General features: G+C 65.7%; 18 protein-coding genes. 12 read left to right on the forward strand and 6 right to left on the reverse strand.

What is annotated here, in order from left to right; all coding sequences use genetic code 11:
• Positions 1–18: 18 nt before the first annotated feature.
• From THI_RS13320 to rfaE2, 4 genes are all read right to left on the reverse strand, one after another.
• A complete protein-coding gene (locus tag THI_RS13320) occupies positions 19–414 on the reverse strand; it encodes a phage holin family protein (protein ID WP_013106776.1) in 396 nt (131 codons plus the stop codon).
• A gap of 12 nt (positions 415–426) precedes the next feature.
• Positions 427–729, reverse strand: coding sequence for an ElaB/YgaM/YqjD family protein (locus THI_RS13325; protein WP_013106777.1), 303 nt, complete (start codon positions 727–729; stop codon positions 427–429).
• Between the two features lie 91 nt (positions 730–820).
• Entirely contained in the window at positions 821–1315 is a 495-nt protein-coding gene (locus THI_RS13330; RefSeq protein WP_013106778.1) for an HAD family hydrolase, read from the reverse strand.
• On the reverse strand, positions 1312–1788 hold the full coding sequence (rfaE2, locus tag THI_RS13335) for a D-glycero-beta-D-manno-heptose 1-phosphate adenylyltransferase (protein WP_013106779.1): 477 nt from the start codon (positions 1786–1788) through the stop codon (positions 1312–1314). The genes THI_RS13330 and rfaE2 overlap by 4 nt, the downstream gene beginning before the upstream one ends.
• Before the next feature lie 164 nt (positions 1789–1952).
• Here rfaE2 and THI_RS13340 point away from each other — a divergent pair, with 164 nt between their 5' ends.
• Positions 1953–3377: a chloride channel protein gene (locus tag THI_RS13340; RefSeq protein ID WP_013106780.1), complete on the forward strand. Its 1425-nt coding sequence runs from the start codon at positions 1953–1955 to the stop codon at positions 3375–3377.
• An 8-nt stretch (positions 3378–3385) separates the two neighbouring features.
• Here the strand turns inward: THI_RS13340 and THI_RS13345 are convergent, their stop codons facing one another.
• Positions 3386–4363 (reverse strand): MerR family transcriptional regulator, encoded by a 978-nt coding sequence (locus tag THI_RS13345; protein WP_013106781.1) that lies wholly within the window; start codon positions 4361–4363, stop codon positions 3386–3388.
• A gap of 248 nt (positions 4364–4611) precedes the next feature.
• Between THI_RS13345 and THI_RS13350 the strand changes: the two genes are divergently transcribed.
• The 11 genes from THI_RS13350 to THI_RS13400 all read left to right on the forward strand — a co-directional run bounded on the left by THI_RS13350 (position 4612) and on the right by THI_RS13400 (position 14653).
• Positions 4612–5217, forward strand: coding sequence for a glutathione peroxidase (locus THI_RS13350; RefSeq protein ID WP_013106782.1), 606 nt, complete (start codon positions 4612–4614; stop codon positions 5215–5217).
• Positions 5218–5258: 41 nt separating this feature from the next.
• Positions 5259–6074: a GTP cyclohydrolase FolE2 gene (gene folE2, locus THI_RS13355; protein ID WP_013106783.1), complete on the forward strand. Its 816-nt coding sequence runs from the start codon at positions 5259–5261 to the stop codon at positions 6072–6074.
• Positions 6075–6095: 21 nt separating this feature from the next.
• The gene (locus tag THI_RS13360) at positions 6096–7400 is read left to right on the forward strand and encodes an NAD(P)/FAD-dependent oxidoreductase (RefSeq protein ID WP_013106784.1); all 1305 of its coding nucleotides are present in this window, start codon (positions 6096–6098) and stop codon (positions 7398–7400) included.
• Positions 7397–8215, forward strand: coding sequence for a DUF1365 domain-containing protein (locus THI_RS13365; protein ID WP_013106785.1), 819 nt, complete (start codon positions 7397–7399; stop codon positions 8213–8215). The genes THI_RS13360 and THI_RS13365 overlap by 4 nt, the downstream gene beginning before the upstream one ends.
• The gene (locus THI_RS13370; protein ID WP_013106786.1) at positions 8212–9483 is read left to right on the forward strand and encodes an SAM-dependent methyltransferase; all 1272 of its coding nucleotides are present in this window, start codon (positions 8212–8214) and stop codon (positions 9481–9483) included. The genes THI_RS13365 and THI_RS13370 overlap by 4 nt, the downstream gene beginning before the upstream one ends.
• Positions 9467–10078: a chalcone isomerase family protein gene (locus tag THI_RS13375; protein ID WP_041609018.1), complete on the forward strand. Its 612-nt coding sequence runs from the start codon at positions 9467–9469 to the stop codon at positions 10076–10078. The genes THI_RS13370 and THI_RS13375 overlap by 17 nt, the downstream gene beginning before the upstream one ends.
• Complete coding sequence (locus tag THI_RS13380; RefSeq protein WP_013106788.1) at positions 10075–11415, forward strand: MFS transporter; 1341 nt, start codon at positions 10075–10077, stop codon at positions 11413–11415. Before THI_RS13375 ends, THI_RS13380 begins: the two co-directional genes overlap by 4 nt.
• Positions 11416–11430: 15 nt before the next feature.
• Positions 11431–12009 carry a DUF3833 domain-containing protein gene (locus tag THI_RS13385; RefSeq protein WP_197535427.1) on the forward strand — a complete coding sequence of 193 codons (579 nt, stop codon included), beginning with the start codon at positions 11431–11433 and terminating at the stop codon, positions 12007–12009.
• Entirely contained in the window at positions 12009–12776 is a 768-nt protein-coding gene (locus THI_RS13390; protein WP_013106790.1) for an SDR family NAD(P)-dependent oxidoreductase, read from the forward strand. Before THI_RS13385 ends, THI_RS13390 begins: the two co-directional genes overlap by 1 nt.
• A gap of 143 nt (positions 12777–12919) precedes the next feature.
• The gene (locus THI_RS13395) at positions 12920–14197 is read left to right on the forward strand and encodes a molybdopterin-dependent oxidoreductase (RefSeq protein ID WP_013106791.1); all 1278 of its coding nucleotides are present in this window, start codon (positions 12920–12922) and stop codon (positions 14195–14197) included.
• Positions 14198–14212: 15 nt separating this feature from the next.
• Positions 14213–14653 carry a hypothetical protein gene (locus THI_RS13400; RefSeq protein ID WP_013106792.1) on the forward strand — a complete coding sequence of 147 codons (441 nt, stop codon included), beginning with the start codon at positions 14213–14215 and terminating at the stop codon, positions 14651–14653.
• 33 nt (positions 14654–14686) lie between these two features.
• Here THI_RS13400 and THI_RS13405 read toward each other — a convergent pair whose 3' ends face one another.
• A complete protein-coding gene (locus THI_RS13405) occupies positions 14687–15718 on the reverse strand; it encodes an isocitrate/isopropylmalate dehydrogenase family protein (RefSeq protein WP_013106793.1) in 1032 nt (343 codons plus the stop codon).
• Between the last annotated feature and the right edge of the window lie 108 nt (positions 15719–15826).

Here is a 15826-nt window from a genome sequence, read left to right on the forward strand (position 1 = left end):
CAGTACAGGGAGCTCGGGTCAGGCTCGGGAGCGCCACACTGCGGCGTCTTTGGCCAGTTCGGCGCGGGTCGCGGCGAACGGCGCGGGGGCGTGCCGGATGGCGGCGCGGATGCGGTAGACACCATACGCGGCCACGGCGATGTAGAGCAGGCAGAGCAAAGCCAGCACCAGCCAATGGCTGCGATCCCAGAACAGAATGACGAGCAGCGCGGTGAGGCTGCCCACGGCGAGCAGACCGAACAGCATGACCACCGCGCCGAGCACGATCAGCGCTACCAGGCGCTGACGCTCTTCGGCCAGCTCGATGCTGGCGAGCTCGATGCGGCTTTGCAATAGCGCAGCCGCGCTGCTGAGCAAACGCTGACCGGCCGCGCCCAGGCCTTCTGAGTGTCCGGGTTGCGCGTCTTTGGCCATGAGCTGACGAAATCAGCGGCTGCGATTGATCAGCAGGCCCACGGCCAGGCCCAGGGCTGCGGCCATGCCGATGGCCTTCCAGGGGTGGTCGTGCACATAGTCGTCGGTGGCCTGAGCGGCGGCCTTGCTGCGCTCGACCACGGCGTCCTGCAGGTCTTGCGCTTTCTCGGCGGCTTGGCGCAGCAGTTTCATGCCGCGTCGCTGCAGTTCAGCGGCTTGCTCGCCACTGCTGGCTGCAGCCTGTTTGAGCAGATCTTCTGCGTGGTCGATCACGAGCGCGACATCGGATTTGATCTCTTGGACTGACTTGGTCATGGTGGACTCCTGAATGGAAAAAATGTGAAACGCTGCGAAACATGTTAGCCCGCAATGCAGCGCCGCAGTTGACGCGCTGCAAACACATCGCTCAAGGGCGCAAGGCGGCGATCAGGCGCTGGGGCTGCAAAAACAAGTCGAGGGCGGCGTGAATGTCGGGAGCGACGAGTTGCGCGGCCGCCAGCGTGAGCGCATGGGTGCATTCCGGCCCGAGCACGGCGATGCCCAGAGTGGCGGCTCGCAGCATGTCCACATCGTTGCGTCCGTTTCCCAGGGCGGCCACGCCGCCGCCTTCGGCCAGCAGGGTGCGCACGCGAGCGGTTTTGTCTGCACCGGTAAGCACGACGGCGTGACGTACCGGCAGGCCCGCAAGCGTCTGCGCGACCGTGCCGTAGGTGTCTCCGGTCAGCACCTCGATCTCCAGGATCTGGCTCAGCGCGCTCAGGCGCTCGGCCACACCGTCGATCAGCGCGCCGTTGCAGGCGAGGGTGCCGTTGAAGTCGATCAGCAGGTGGCGCAGAGCCAGCCTGTCAGCGCCGGGAATGGCAACGGCCAGCCCGGGCAAAGCGGCGCGGACAAGCGTCATGACAACTCCCGGATACGCTGCACCAGCGCGGTGGTCGAACGTCCCTCGACGAAGGGAATGGCCACCGAGCGGCCGCCCCAGGTCTGCACCAGGGCGGTCTCTGCCAGCGTGGCCATTTCGTAATCGCCCCCTTTGACATACACATCAGGGCGCACGCGCTCGATCAGGTTCAAGGGCATGCGCTCTTCGAACAGCGTGACGAGGCTGACGCTTTCCAGCGCGGCGAGCACGGCGGCGCGGTCGTCCTGCGCGTTGAGCGGGCGCTCCGGCCCTTTGCCCAGCAGGCGCACCGAAGCGTCGGAGTTCAGCCCCAGCACCAGGCTACCCCCAAGCGCGCGGGCGGCGGCCAGGTACACCACATGACCCCGGTGCAGGATGTCGAACACGCCATTGGTGAACACCAGCGGCCGAGGCAAGGCGGCCAGCCGCGCTTCAAGGTGCTCTGAAGCCACGATTTTTTCAAGAAAATGCATGGGCCAAAGCTTAGCGGCTGTGGGTGACGCTAGATTCTGCAGGCGCGTTCACTTTTGTTCACGCCTGCGCCAAACGGAAGTCGATATGATTTTGATCAATCTATTTCCATCCATTCATCGATTGACCTGCATGTCGGGCGCTTCGAGAAAGTGAGTCTGTTGCCGTGACCTCCGCATTGTTCGGCCGACTGCGCCTGTTTTGGCGGAACATCGATCCGATGGTGCCCATGACGCTGGTCGGCGCTGCGGTGGGTTTCATCGCTGCGATCGCGGTAGAGGGATTCCGCCAGGCCATGTACGCGGTCATGCGCCTTTACACGGAACAAGAACATCTCGTGGCCGCCGCCGCGGGGCTGCCGCTCTGGGCGCGGGTGGTCATCCCCACAGTAGGCGCCACGCTAGGGGGCTTGATCATGTGGGCCGGGCACCGCTGGATCAAGCGTCCGCGCGGGCCGGAATACATGGAGGCGGTGCTGGTGGGCGATGGTCGGTTGCCGCTAGGCCCCAACCTCACGCGCACGCTGTCGTCTCTGGTCGGGGTGAGCAGCGGCATCACCATCGGCCGCGAGGGCACCATGATCCAGTTCGCGGCGCTGGTGTCGTCTTTGTTGGGCCGCATCGGCAAGACGGATGCAGCGCATCGTCGGCTCATCGTGGCGTGTGGGGCGGCCGCTGGTTTCGCCGGGGCGTATCACGCGCCGATTGCGGGCACGCTGTTCGTTGCCGAAATCATTCTGGGCGGTCTGGCGCTGCGTGAAATCGCGGCCGTGCTGGTCGCCGCGGTGATGGGCGAACTCACCACGCAAGCGCTGTTCGCCACCGGGCCGCTTTACCTGTCTCACACCATCCCGGTGGTGGGGTTTTCTGACCTGGTCGATGCCGTGTTCATCGGCGTGATCGCCGGGCTGCTCGGGCCCGCCTTCCTCTGGCTGCTCGACACGGCACGCAAGCGCTATCAGCCGCTGATCGATTTCCTACCGCTGCGCATGGGGCTTGCTGGCCTGCTCATCGGCCTGCTGTCGATGATCCGCCCGGAGGTCTGGGGCAATGGCTACAGCGTGGTGCAATCCATGTTGGTCGATCACTGGGCGCTGTCCACCCTGGTACTGGTGTTCGTGCTGCGCATCATCGCGGTGACAGCAGCGAGCGCGGCGGGCATTCCGGGCGGCGTGCTCACGCCCACGCTGATGCTCGGCGGCGCCATCGGCCTGATGGTGCAGCACACCCTGCTGCTGGGTGACGCCACGCACGCGCAGGCCTTGTGGGTGCTGGTGGGCATGGGCAGTCTGCTGGCGGCCACCACCCATGCGCCGGCGATGTCGGCCATCATGGTGTTCGAGATCACGCGCAATTACAACGTGGTGCTGGCCGCCATGCCGGCCTGCGTGGTGGCCTCGGTGATCGGCAGCCTGCTGCGCGAGCGCTCGGTGTATGCCGAAGCCCTGGGACTGAAGGAGGGCGCCAGCGGCCGTACCTCGCTGTTCGACGCCATCACCGGGCGCCAGCACGCCGTCTCCAATGCGTCGGTTGGCGACAGCGAAGCACCGCCGCCGCTCAATCCGCGCAACGTCGATCAGTCGCGCGATTAGGGTTTGGATCAGAAACCGCTCACGCGATGCCGTTCGCGCCAGTCGTGAACGCTATGCGCCAAGTCCGTTAAAGCTGCGGTCACCCGCACGCCCTCGGGCAGACGCTTGCGCAGCGCCGGATTGGAGCCGCCCGCCCACAGCTCGACGGCACGCGGCAGACGGTCGCGCAATTCGGCCAGGGCGTCGAACACCTGCGCGGCCTGCAGCAGGGACGAGAAACTCAGCACCAGCACATCGGCCGCGTGCGCCTGAGCGGCCATGAGCATATTGCCCAGCGGCAGTTGCGCGCCGAGCTGAACGCAGCGGCAACCCTCCAGCGCCAGCATGGCTTCGGCCATGAGCAGACCCAGCACATGCGGCTCCTGCGGCACGGTGGTCATCAACACTTTGGGACGCGACTGCGCCGCTTCACCCAGAGGAATGGCGTCGATGGCAGTGCGCAGCGCGCGCTGTATGACCTCGGAATACAGGTGCTCTTCAAACACCTCCAGTTCGCCTCGCATCCACGCCTGCCCCACGCCGTAATTGAGCGGAGCGACCACTTCAGTGACAAAGCGGCTGATGCCCATGCGCATCGCGTCTTGCAGCAGCGCGCGCCGCAACAGTTCGGCATCGTGCCGTTTAAGCAGCGCGAGGTAGGCGTGCACTTCGGCGCTTTCCGCCGGCATTTGCTCGCGTCCCGACGCAACGGCGGCATCGGGCGAAGTCTCGACCGAGCTGCGGCCGCGCGCCAAGGCATCGAGTTCGTCGATCGGCAGTGCCACAACCTGCGCGGGACGGTGCCCGCCGTCGAGCAAACGCTTGATGACCCGCAAGCGCTCGACCTGATCGAGCGGATAGAGCCGGTCGCCAGACGCATCTCGGTGGGGCTGAGGAAAGCCGTAGCGCCGTTCCCAGACCCGCAGCGTGTCCTTGCCGATGCCGGTGTCGCGCTCGACGGCGGCAATGCTGAGTTGCAAGGCGGTATTCACGGTGCGGTCATTCATCGGAAAGATCGTCGTCTTGGACAAAGCATTTCGGTTTGCATTTCTTTGCTTGTCCAGCAGTGGGTAGAGAAGTTGGATCCAAGGTTGAATCCATTAGCGCTTTCTCAGCGTAACAGTATGGTAAGCCGTCTGACCCCAGACTGATAACCCTACTTATGTCTAGGACAAATTTGAAAATACTTGGTACTGAAGTTGAACTCAAGCATCATTGTCCTAGACAAACACCCACCCGTCTACAGGAGTTGTCCATGCACCGCACTACGCTTAACCCGATCTCTCGCTTCGCGGCAGCCGCGCTGCTCGCGCTCGGCGCCCAGCTATTCAGCCCGTCCGCCTCCGCAGCTCAGTCGGCGCCCGCAGCGTCGGCCACCTGCCCTGCTCTGCTCAACCAGACTTTCCCCCGCCTGCAGGACGACAAGCCCGAAAGCCTTTGCCAATACGCGGGCAAAGTCATCCTCGTGGTCAACACCGCCAGCTATTGCGGCTTCACCCCGCAATACAAGGGGCTGGAGGCGCTGTACCGCGAGTACGGCAAGCAGGGCCTGGTGGTGCTGGGCTTTCCGTCCAACGATTTCCATCAGGAAATGGACAACAACGCCAAGATCGCCGCGTTCTGCAAGGACACCTACAACGTGCAATTCCCGATGTTCGCGCCCTCGCACGTCACTGAGCCCAAGCCGAACGCGCTGTTCGAACAGCTCATCCTCGCCACCGGCGATCAGCCCAAGTGGAACTTTTACAAATACCTGATCGGCCGCGACGGCAAGGTCGTGGGCGTCTATCCCAGCCTGGTCTCGCCAGACAACAAAGACTTTGTTGCCAAGATCAAGACTCTGCTCGCGCAGAAACCCTGAGACATTTCTCCTCCCCCGCCACCGCCACAGAAAGGCCCGCCATGAACGCCCCGGAAAAACTGTTTGCCCAGGCTGCCGCAGCCACCCTGCCCGATGTGCAGGCCACGCCTGACCGCCGCAATATCGCCATTCAGCAAGTGGGTGTGCGCAGTGTGCGCTATCCCGTACAGATTCGCTCAGCGCAGGGCGTGCAGCCCAGCGTGGGCACCTTCGAGATGACGGTGGCGCTGCCGCCCGAAGTGAAGGGCACGCATATGTCGCGCTTCATCGAAATGCTCGAAGCGCACCGCGAGCCGCTGGACGCCCAGCAACTCGGCGTGTTGCTGCAGCACATGCTGACTCGCCTACAGGCCAGCGAAGGCGCCATCACCGCGCAGTTCACCTACTTTGCCCGCAAGACCGCGCCGGTGTCGGGCGTGGAGAGCCTGATGGATTACGAAGTCACCTTGCACGCGGCGCAGAAGGCGGGCGCGCTGACGCTCACGCAGAAGGTGCAGGTGCCGGTCACCAGCCTGTGCCCCTGCTCCAAGGAAATCTCCAATTACGGCGCGCACAACCAGCGCTCGCATGTCACCATCGGCGCCACGCTGCGCGGTGAAATGGGGCTGGACGAGCAGATTCGCATCGCCGAGACGGCGGCCTCGTGCGAACTCTGGGGCCTGCTCAAGCGGCCCGACGAAAAGTACGTCACCGAGCGCGCCTACGACCATCCCAAATTCGTCGAAGACCTGGTGCGCGATGTCGCCGTGGCGCTGGAGCGCGATGAGCGCGTGGCCGCCTACACCGTGGAATCGGAGAATTTTGAATCCATCCACAACCATTCGGCGTATGCCTTGGTAGAAGGCCGCAAAACCTAACGCGGCCAGGGAGCCAAAACCATGCGCATAGCCATCATTGGAACGGGAATCTCAGGCCTCGGGGCGGCGTGGGCCTTGCGCCATCGGGCGCAGATCACGCTGTTCGAGGCCGGTTCGCACTTTGGCGGCCACACCCACACGGTGGATGTCGATCTGCCCGGCGAAGTGCCTTTCGCCGTGGACACGGGTTTTCTGGTGCTCAACGAGCGCACCTATCCCAAGCTGCAGGCGCTGTTCGCCGAGCTGGACGTGCCGCTGGCGACCTCCGACATGTCGTTCTCGGTTCAGACCCCGCTGTCCGACGGCAACACGCTGGAATGGAGCGGCTCCAACCTGAACACGGTTTTCGCCCAGCGCCGCAACCTGACCCGACCGTCCTTCTGGCGGATGCTGCGCGACATCCTGCGTTTCAACCGCGAAGCCACGGCGCTGGCGCGCAAACCCGACGCCGAACTCGACCTCAACCAGACCGTGGGCGACTACCTGCGTCGCGAAGGCTATAGCGATTCGTTTCTGCACTGGTATCTGCTGCCGATGACCGCCTGCATCTGGTCGTGCCCACCGGGGCAGATGCTCGACTTTCCGCTGGCCACGCTGGTGCGCTTCTGCGACAACCACGGCCTGCTGCAGGTCAACAACCGGCCGCAATGGTTCACCGTGCGCGGCGGCGCGCGGCAGTATGTGCAGAAAATGCTCGCCCAACTGCCCGACGCGCGTCTGCGCACTCCCGTGCAGCGGGTGGTGCGGCATGACAACGGGGTTGAACTGCATACGGCGGGCGGCGCCATCTGGTTCGACGAAGTGATCTTCGCCTGCCACAGCGATCAGGCTCTCGCCCTGATCGACTCCCCCAGCCCGGCCGAGCGCGAAGTGCTCGGGGCCATCCGCTACCAACCCAACCGCGCGCTGCTGCACACCGACACCCGCTTGTTGCCACAGGCGCGCCAAGCCTGGGCCGCGTGGAATTACGAAAGCACGGTGAACGCGCACGGCGAGCAGCCAACCGTCTGCCTGCACTACCTGCTCAACAAGCTGCAGCCCCTGCCCACGCAACGCCCCATCGTGGTGTCGCTCAACCCGCTGCGCGAGCCCGCCGAGCACACCGTGCTGCGCGAGATCAGCTACGCCCATCCGATCTTCGACCAAGCGGCGATCGATGCCCAACGGCGCGTGCCCGAACTGCAAGGCCAGCGGCATAGCTACTTCTGCGGGGCCTGGTGCGGCTATGGCTTTCATGAAGATGGCCTGAAGTCGGGCTACGCCGCGGCGCAAGCCCTGCTGACCCATGTGGACGCGCAACCCGCCGACCGCGCCATGGCCGCATGAAAGCCAGCGCTATGTCCACCGCTGCATCGCCCCACCCGCACCAGCCGCTCATTGGCAGTGGCCCAGTACGGCACCGCCGCCTGCGCCCGGCGGTGCATGCTTTCAGCTACCGCGCGATGTTTTTGCTGCTGCCCATGCGCAGCCTGGCGCGCGACCCGGCACTGCTGCCCATCGCCCGCAACCGCTTTGGCGCGATGAGCTTTTTCGATGCCGACCACGGCGACGGCGGCAGCGACAGCCTGGCCTGGCTGCAAGACCTGCTCGCGGCGCAAGGCATTCTCGACGCCGATGGCGAAATCTGGCTGCAGACCTTTCCGCGCATCTGGGGTTATGTGTTCAAGCCGGTGAGCCTGTGGCTGTGCGAGCGCGCCGACGGCAGCCTGCGCTGCGCCGTGGCCGAGGTGAACAACACCTTCGGCGAACGGCACTGCTACATCCTCACCCCACCGGCGGGCGAGCGCAGCCTGCAATGGGGCGCCGAATATCGCGCCAGCAAGGTGTTCCACGTCTCGCCGTTCTGCACGGTGGAGGGCGGCTACCGCTTCCGATTCATGCGCAGCACGGGCGCGGGCACAGACCGCATGCTTCTGCGCATCGACCATGACGACGCCCAAGGCCCGCTGATCGAAACCAGCATCAGCGGCGTCCTGCAGCCGCTCACCGCCGCCCGCGCCCGCATGGCCCTGCTGCGTCACCCCATGCACAGCTTCGGCGTCATTGCGCGCATCCACTGGCAAGCCTTCAAGCTCTGGCGCAAGCGCGTGCCCTTCCACTCCAAGCCCCTTCCTCCTGACCATTTCGCGAGCCGATCATGAACGCCAGCGACCGCAGCCTGTCACCGCTCTCTCTCGACCCGACCCTCGCCGCAGGCCAAACCCGCAAGCCGCGCAAACCCCCGCTGGCCGCGCGCGGCGTGCTGCGCCTGCTGGAACGCCTGCAGATCGGCCGCCTCGATTTTCACGGCCCGGATGGCGTCTGGCGGCACTTCGGCCAAGACGACAACGGCCCGCATGCCGAAGTCGCGCTGCACGACTGGGCGGTCATGGGCGAAGTACTCAAGCGCGGCGACATCGCCTTTGCCGAAGCCTGGATGCGCCGCGCCTGGGACACGCCCGATCTGCCCGCGCTGCTCAAGCTGCTGGTGGCCAACCGCGAGATCATCGCCCGCGCGCTGCATGGCAGCCTGTTGGGCCGGCTGCCCGACCGCATCCGCCATCTTCTGCGCCGCAACAGCCGCGCTGGAAGCCGCGACAACATCCACGCGCATTACGACATCGGCAACGCCTTCTATCAGCTCTGGCTCGACCCGAGCATGACTTACTCCAGCGCCCTGTTCAACGGCAACCCCGCGCTGACGCTGGAACAGGCGCAGGCCGCTAAATACGCCCGCGTGCTCGACCAACTGCAACTCCAGCCGGGCGCGCGGGTGCTGGAAATCGGCTGCGGCTGGGGCGGCTTGGCCGAAGTCGGCGCGCAGCGCAGGCTGCGCCTCGACGGCATCACCCTGTCCGCCGAGCAGCTGGCCTACGCCCGCGCCCGGCTCGCCCAGGCCGCGCCGCAGCCCCGGCTCGAACTGTGCGACTACCGCGACCTCGACCGCATCGCCCCGCCAGACGGCTACGACGGCATCGCCTCCATCGAAATGTTCGAGGCCGTGGGCGAGGCTTACTGGCCCGGCTTTTTCCGCACCGTGGCACGTCAACTCAAACCCGGCGCGCGCGCCTGCATCCAGACCATCACCATCGCCGACGATCTGTTCGACGACTACCGGCGCGGCACCGACTTCATCCAGCGCTACATCTTCCCTGGCGGCATGCTGCCTTCGCGCCGCGCTTTCATCGCGCAAGCCAAGGCCGCAGGGCTGGAGGTCGTCGAAGAACTGGCCTTCGGCGCCGACTACGCCCACACCCTGGCGCTATGGCGCGAGCGCTTCACCGCCCAGCTCGAAGCGGTGAAGGCCCAGGGTTTCGACGACCGCTTCCTACGGCTGTGGACCTTCTATCTCGCCTACTGCGAGGCGGGTTTCAGCCAGGGCTCAACCGATGTGTGGCAGTTCACCCTGCGCCATGCCCGCGCGCACTGAAACCAACTTGCACGGGCTGTCACGCCGTGCGGTGTTGCTGGCCGTAGCCGCCTCGGCGCTGCCCCGGCGCGCGTGGGCGCAAGCTGCTGCAGGCGTTCCAAGTGAAGTCAGCGCCGCGATTTCGCAGGCCCGGCGCGCTGGCAGCGGCGACTTTCGTTACTTCGGTTTTCTGGTTTATCACGCCACGCTCTGGGTCGGCCCGCAAGGTTTGGGCGCACAACTGGGCGAGACGCCCTTCGCCCTGCAATTGCGCTACGCCCGCAGCCTCAAGGGCGCCGACATCGCCGCGCGCTCCGAGGAGGAGATGCGCAAACTCGGTGAAGGCACGCCGCAGCAACGCGCCGCTTGGCTGCAAGCCATGCAGCGGCTTTTTCCCGATGTGGCCGACGGCGACACCCTCACCGGCGTGTTCACCCCCGCGGGCGCCCTGCCTGCGCAGACCCGCTTTTATTTCAACGGCGCGCGGCGCGGCGCTGAAAACGGCGTGTCCTTCGCCCGCGCGTTTTTCTCGATCTGGCTATCGCCGCAAACGCCCGCCCCCGGGCTGCGCCGCGATCTGTTGGCCAATCTGGGCGAGCAGTCCACTCAGCCATGAACGCGCCGCCCGCCGTCTTGCCCGCCGCAGCGGCTGCGCTCACACCCTCAGCCGCGCCGCTGCACGCCCTGGCGTTGTTGCGCTATGGCGCGCCCAGTCTGGCGTTCGCCTTCGTCGCGCTGCCGCTTTACGTCTATCTGCCGGAGCATTACGCCACGCGTTATGCGGTGCCGCTGGGCTATCTCGGCGCCGTACTGCTTCTCACCCGTTTTGCCGACGCGCTGTTCGATCCCTGGCTGGGGCGGCTGGCCGATCATCTGCTGCGGCGCGGCTGGGCCAAACCTGCGCTGCTCGCGGCCTGCGCGCTGATGTTCGCGGGGTTTGCCGCATTGTTCGCGCTGCCCGCGCTGCTTCCCTTTGCTGCGGGCGAATGGCGCTTCACCCTGCTGTTCATCGCGGCGCTGCTGCTCACCTATCTGGGGTTCAGCGCCGCGTCCATCGTGCATCAGGCCTGGGGCGCCACCCTGGGCACCGACGAGACGCAGCTCGCCCGCACCGTGGCCTGGCGTGAGGGGCTCGGGCTGGCCGGGGTGCTGCTCGCCGCCTTGACGCCCCAGCTGGGCGGCGCCAGCGCGCTGGTGGGAGTGTTCGCCTTCGCGCTGATCGTCGGCCTGGTCTTGGTGTGGCGCGCGCCCGATCCGGCGCCGCACCGGGCCGCAGCCACGACCTCTCTGCATTGGCGCACCCTGCTGGAGCCGCTGCACAATCAGCGCTTCGTGGCCCTGCTCGCAGTGTTCGTCACCAGCGGCATCGCCGCAGCCATTCCGGCCACGCTGGTGCTGTTTTTCATCCGCGACCGGCTCGATGCGGCGGCGCTGTCGGGCGCGTATCTGTTCGCCTATTTCGCCGCGGCCGGGCTGCTGGTGCCGATCTGGCTGCGCGCGGTGCGGCGCTGGGGCGCGGCGCGCTGCTGGCTGCTGGGCATGGGGCTGGCGGTAGCGGCTTTCGTCTGGGCGGCGTTGCTGCAGCCGGGCGATCGCTGGGGCTATGCGCTGGTGGTGGTGCTGTCGGGCGCAGCGCTCGGACCCGATCTGGTGATGCCGCCCGCGCTGCTCGCCGGGGTGATCCGCGCGGGCGGGCACGGCAACCGGCTCGAAGGGAGTTACTTCGGCGTGTGGAACTTTGCGACCAAGCTGAACCTCGCACTGGCTGCCGGGCTGGCTTTGCCGCTGCTGGCGCTGTTCGGCTACCGACCGGGCACGCTGGAAACCGGTGTGCTGCCCCCGCTGGTGGTGGCGTACTGCCTGTTGCCGTCTTTGCTCAAGCTCGTGTCTGCCGGGCTGCTATGGCAATTTTTCGTTCGCGGTCGGTCAGGCCCGGCCGCGTTTGCTTCCTGAATGGAGAGTCTTCCCATGTCGTTCAAATCTGCTTTGCACTCCTGGATGTCGTTTCGTCGCGGCTGGCTGCTGGCCGCGGTGCTGGGCATCAGTCTGCTGTCGGGCTGCGCCAGCGTCACGCCGCTGGCTTATCGGGGTCAGACGCCCACGTTCGATCTCAAGCAGTATTTCAACGGACGGCTCACCGCGGTGGGCATTGTGTTCGACCGCTCGGGCAAGATGACGCGGCGTTTTCATGTGACCATCGACGCCTCCTGGAAGGGCGACGTGGGTACGCTGGACGAACACTTTATCTACAACGATGGCGCCAAGCAGGAGCGCATCTGGACCATCCGCGAGTTGCCCGAAAAAGATGGCGAGAAGCGCTATATCGGCACCGCGGGCGATGTGATCGGCGAGGCCATCGGCCGCGCGGCGGGCAATGCGCTGAACTGGCACTACACCCTGGCGCTGCCGGTGGATGGCACGGTCTACAACGTGCAGTTCGACGACTGGATGTATTTGATGGACGATCATGTGCTGCTCAACCATTCGGTCATCACCAAGTTCGGCTTCAAGGTGGGCAGCGTGTTCCTGTCGTTCAACAAGCCCTGATGACCATGCCGCTCAACCCGCGCATCACTGGCTGGAAGGAACGGCGTGTCTGGGTGATCGGCGCGTCCACCGGCATCGGCCGCGCCACCGCCGTCGCGCTGCTGCAGCGCGGTGCGCGGGTGGCGGTGTCGGCGCGCAATGCGCAGGCGCTGCAGCAGATCGACGGCGCCCTACCCCTGCCGCTCGACGTGACCGATGCGCGGGCCCTGCGCGCCGCGATGCAAAGTCTGCAGCGCGACTGGGGCGGCCTCGATCTGCTGCTCTATTGCGCCGGCACCTACCGCCCCATGCGTGCCACCGAATTCGATCTGGCCAGTGCCTTGCAGCATGACGATGTGAACTACCGCGGTGCGCTGCACGCCCTCGATGCCGCGCTGCCGCTGTTCAACGCCCAACGCGCGGGGCATATCGCCCTGGTCAGCAGCGTGGCCGGCTTTGGCGGGCTGCCGCAGGCGCTGGCCTACGGGCCGACCAAGGCCGCGCTGATCAATCTCGCCGAAACGCTTTACCTCGACCTGCGCCCGCTGGGCATCGGCGTGCATGTCATCAACCCCGGTTTCGTGGAAACACCGCTCACCGCGCAGAACACTTTCGCCATGCCCGCGCTCATCACCCCGGAGCAGGCGGCCGCCGCCATCCTCGCCGGACTGGAAGCGGGCCGCTTCGACATCCACTTTCCGCGCCGCTTCACCCTGTGGCTCAAGCTGCTGCAGCTGCTGCCGCGCGGGCTGTATTTCCGCATTGTCAGCCGCTTCACCGGGCTCTGAACGCAGCGGCGGGCGCGACCCGCCGCCATGCCCCCGCCTGTATGAAAACACGCATGACCTCAGGGTGAGGACACGTTAGATTCGTGTCTAAAAGCAACGGCCACGCCCCCCATCGCGCGATGGCCCAACCCGAGGAGAACTTGATGGATCGCACCTTGCATCGTCGCGAGTGGCTGACGCTGGCCGCCGCGAGCACCGCGGCACTGATTGCGCGCCCGGCCTGGGCCGTGGTCGCAGCACAGGCCGAAACCCCGCTGCAAAGCTTCACCGGACCTGGCGCCAATCCGTTCTGGAACAGCGTGGGGCCGTATGTGACCTACCCGCAGAAGTCGCCGCTGCTGCGCCTGACCGACCGCCCGATTCAGCTCGAAACCCCGCGCGCCTATTTCCGCAGCGCCATCACGCCCAACGAGGCGTTCTATGTGCGCTATCACTTGCCCGATATTCCCAACGCGATCGACCTCAAGACCTGGCGTCTGGAGCTCACCGGCAACTTCAAGCGCCCGCTGCAGTTGAGCTTCGATCAGCTCTTGCGCGAGTTCCGCAGCGTGGACATTGCTGCGGTGAACCAATGCTCGGGCAATTCTCGTAGCTACTTTCAGCCGCGCGTGCCCGGAGGTCAGTGGGGCAACGGCGCGATGGGCAATGCCATGTGGACGGGCGTGCGCCTGCGCGACGTGCTGGCCCGCGCCGGTATTGAAAAGGGCACGGTGCAGATACAGTTCGAAGGTCTCGACCACGGGCCAGGCCCCGAGGGCAAAGGATCGCACCGCTTCATCAAGTCGTGGGACATCCACGAGCCCATTCTTGACGAGGCCATCATCGCCTATGCCATGAACGGCGAGCCGCTGCCCATGCTCAACGGCTTTCCGGTGCGGCTAGTCATGCCGGGCAAGTTCGCCACGTACTGGACCAAACACCTCACCCACATCCGCGCGCTCACCACGCCGGACACCAACTTCTGGATGTACCCGGCCTATCAAATTCCGGACACCCCCAACGGCAGCACCACGCCGGAAGAACTCAAAGCGGGTAAGGTCAAACTGGTGCCCATCGGTCATGTGAACATGCCGGTGCGCTCCTTCATCATCGACCCGGACGACAGCGCCCCCGTGGTACAAGGCCTGCCCACGGTGATCCGCGGCATCGCCTTCAGCGGCATGGGCGGTATCCGCAAGGTCGAGGTTTCGACCGACGGCGGCCAGACCTGGAAGGCAGCCAAGCTCGGGCGCGATCTCGGCCGCTATTCCTTCCGCGAGTTCGAACTGGCGTGGAAGCCCGAGCTAACCGGCTTGCAGACGCTGGCGGTGCGCGCCACCGACACCGGCGGACATGTGCAGCCCGATAGCGGGGTGTGGAACCCCGGCGGCTATCTGTGGAACAAGATCGAGCGCCAGCAGGTGCTGGTGCTCGGCGCCTGAACGGGAGAGAAGATCATGCAAAAAACCCTCAACCTGCTCACCCTCGCTGCCGCCGCTGGGCTGGCGCTGTTGACGCTGTCCCTGCCCGCGGCACTGGCCGAAACCCCACGCCCCGGGTTGTTGAGTGCCGGCGACTATGCCGCAGGCCCGCTGGGCTCGGAACTGCAGCCCGCGCGCGTGCAGCCGGGCAACGGTGCGGTGTATCGGGTGGGCAAGTGGCCCACTTACACCGCCGAGCTGGCCGCAGGTCCCGGGCGAGATGCCACGCTGGGCAACTGCAGCATGTGCCACAGCGTGACCTACATCACCCAGCAGCCCCCGCTGCCCGCGGCGACGTGGGAAGCCGAGGTGCACAAGATGATCAAGGCTTTTGGCGCCCCCATCCAGGAAGCGACGGCCAAGGAAATCATCACCTACCTGCAGACGCACTACACGCCTGAGACCCGCAAGGACTGAAAGTGCAGTTGGACTGCGCGTTACCGCGCGTCGTCAACCGTTCTTGATGCGGCTGACGATGGCGTCGGTAAAGCGCTGGGTATTGGCCCGCCCGCCCAGATCGCCGGTGCGGATGTGGTCCACATTCAGCGTGTCGGAAATCGCCTGGCGCAGGCGGTTGGCTTTGTCGTGCAGATCGACATGGTCGAGCATGAGGGCAGCGGCCAGCATCAACGCGATGGGGTTGGCGATGCCCTTGCCCGCGATGTCAGGCGCCGAGCCATGCACCGCCTCGAAAATGGCTGCATCTTCCCCGATGTTGGCGCCGGGCGCCATGCCCAGTCCACCCACCAGCCCTGCGGCCAGATCCGACAAAATGTCGCCGAACAGATTGGTGGTCACCAGGGTGTCGAACTGCCACGGGTTGATCACCAGCTTCATGCAGCAGGCATCGACGATCACGTCGTCGAGCGCGATCTGGTCGGCGTACTTCTCCTTGTGCAGCATATAGGCCGTTTCTAGAAAGATGCCGGTGAGCGCCTTCATGATGTTGGCCTTGTGCACCACGGTCACCTTTTTGCGCCCCAGCGCGATGGCGGTGCGGAAGGTGTAGTCGAGGATGTTGCGCGCGCCCTGCCGCGTGTTCACCCCGGTGGCAATAGCCACGGCGTGCGGGTCGCCGTCGATCGGGATGTAGTGCTCGTAGCCCATATACAGGCCTTCGACGTTCTCACGAAACACCAGCAGATCGATGTTGTCATAGCGCCCTCCGGGAATCAGCGTCTTGGTCGGGCGCATATTGGCGTAGAGCTTGAAGGCCTCGCGCAGGCGAACATTGCTGGAGCGATAGCCGCCGCCCGAGGGCGTTTCCAGCGGCCCTTTGAGCGCCAGCCGCGTGGTGCGGATGCTGGCCAGTGTGGCCGCGGGCAGCGGGTCGCCCGCGGTCTTCACCCCGCCCAGGCCCGCCACCTGCGCGTCCCAGTCGAAGGGATCGCCCAGCGCGTCGAGCGCGGCCAGGGTGGCCTCCATGATTTCGGGGCCGATGCCGTCTCCGGCGATCAGGGTGGCGGGAATGCTGGGGGTCATCGAAGTCTCCGTTGATGGGGCGCTGATTCAGCAAGCAAGGTGCGTGCCGCAACGCATGATTGCTAGGGCGGGTGTAGACCCTAAACTGTAGCGAACGCATTCGACAAC

This window comes from Thiomonas arsenitoxydans, assembly GCF_000253115.1.
Classification (GTDB): Bacteria; Pseudomonadota; Gammaproteobacteria; order Burkholderiales; family Burkholderiaceae_C; genus Thiomonas; species Thiomonas arsenitoxydans.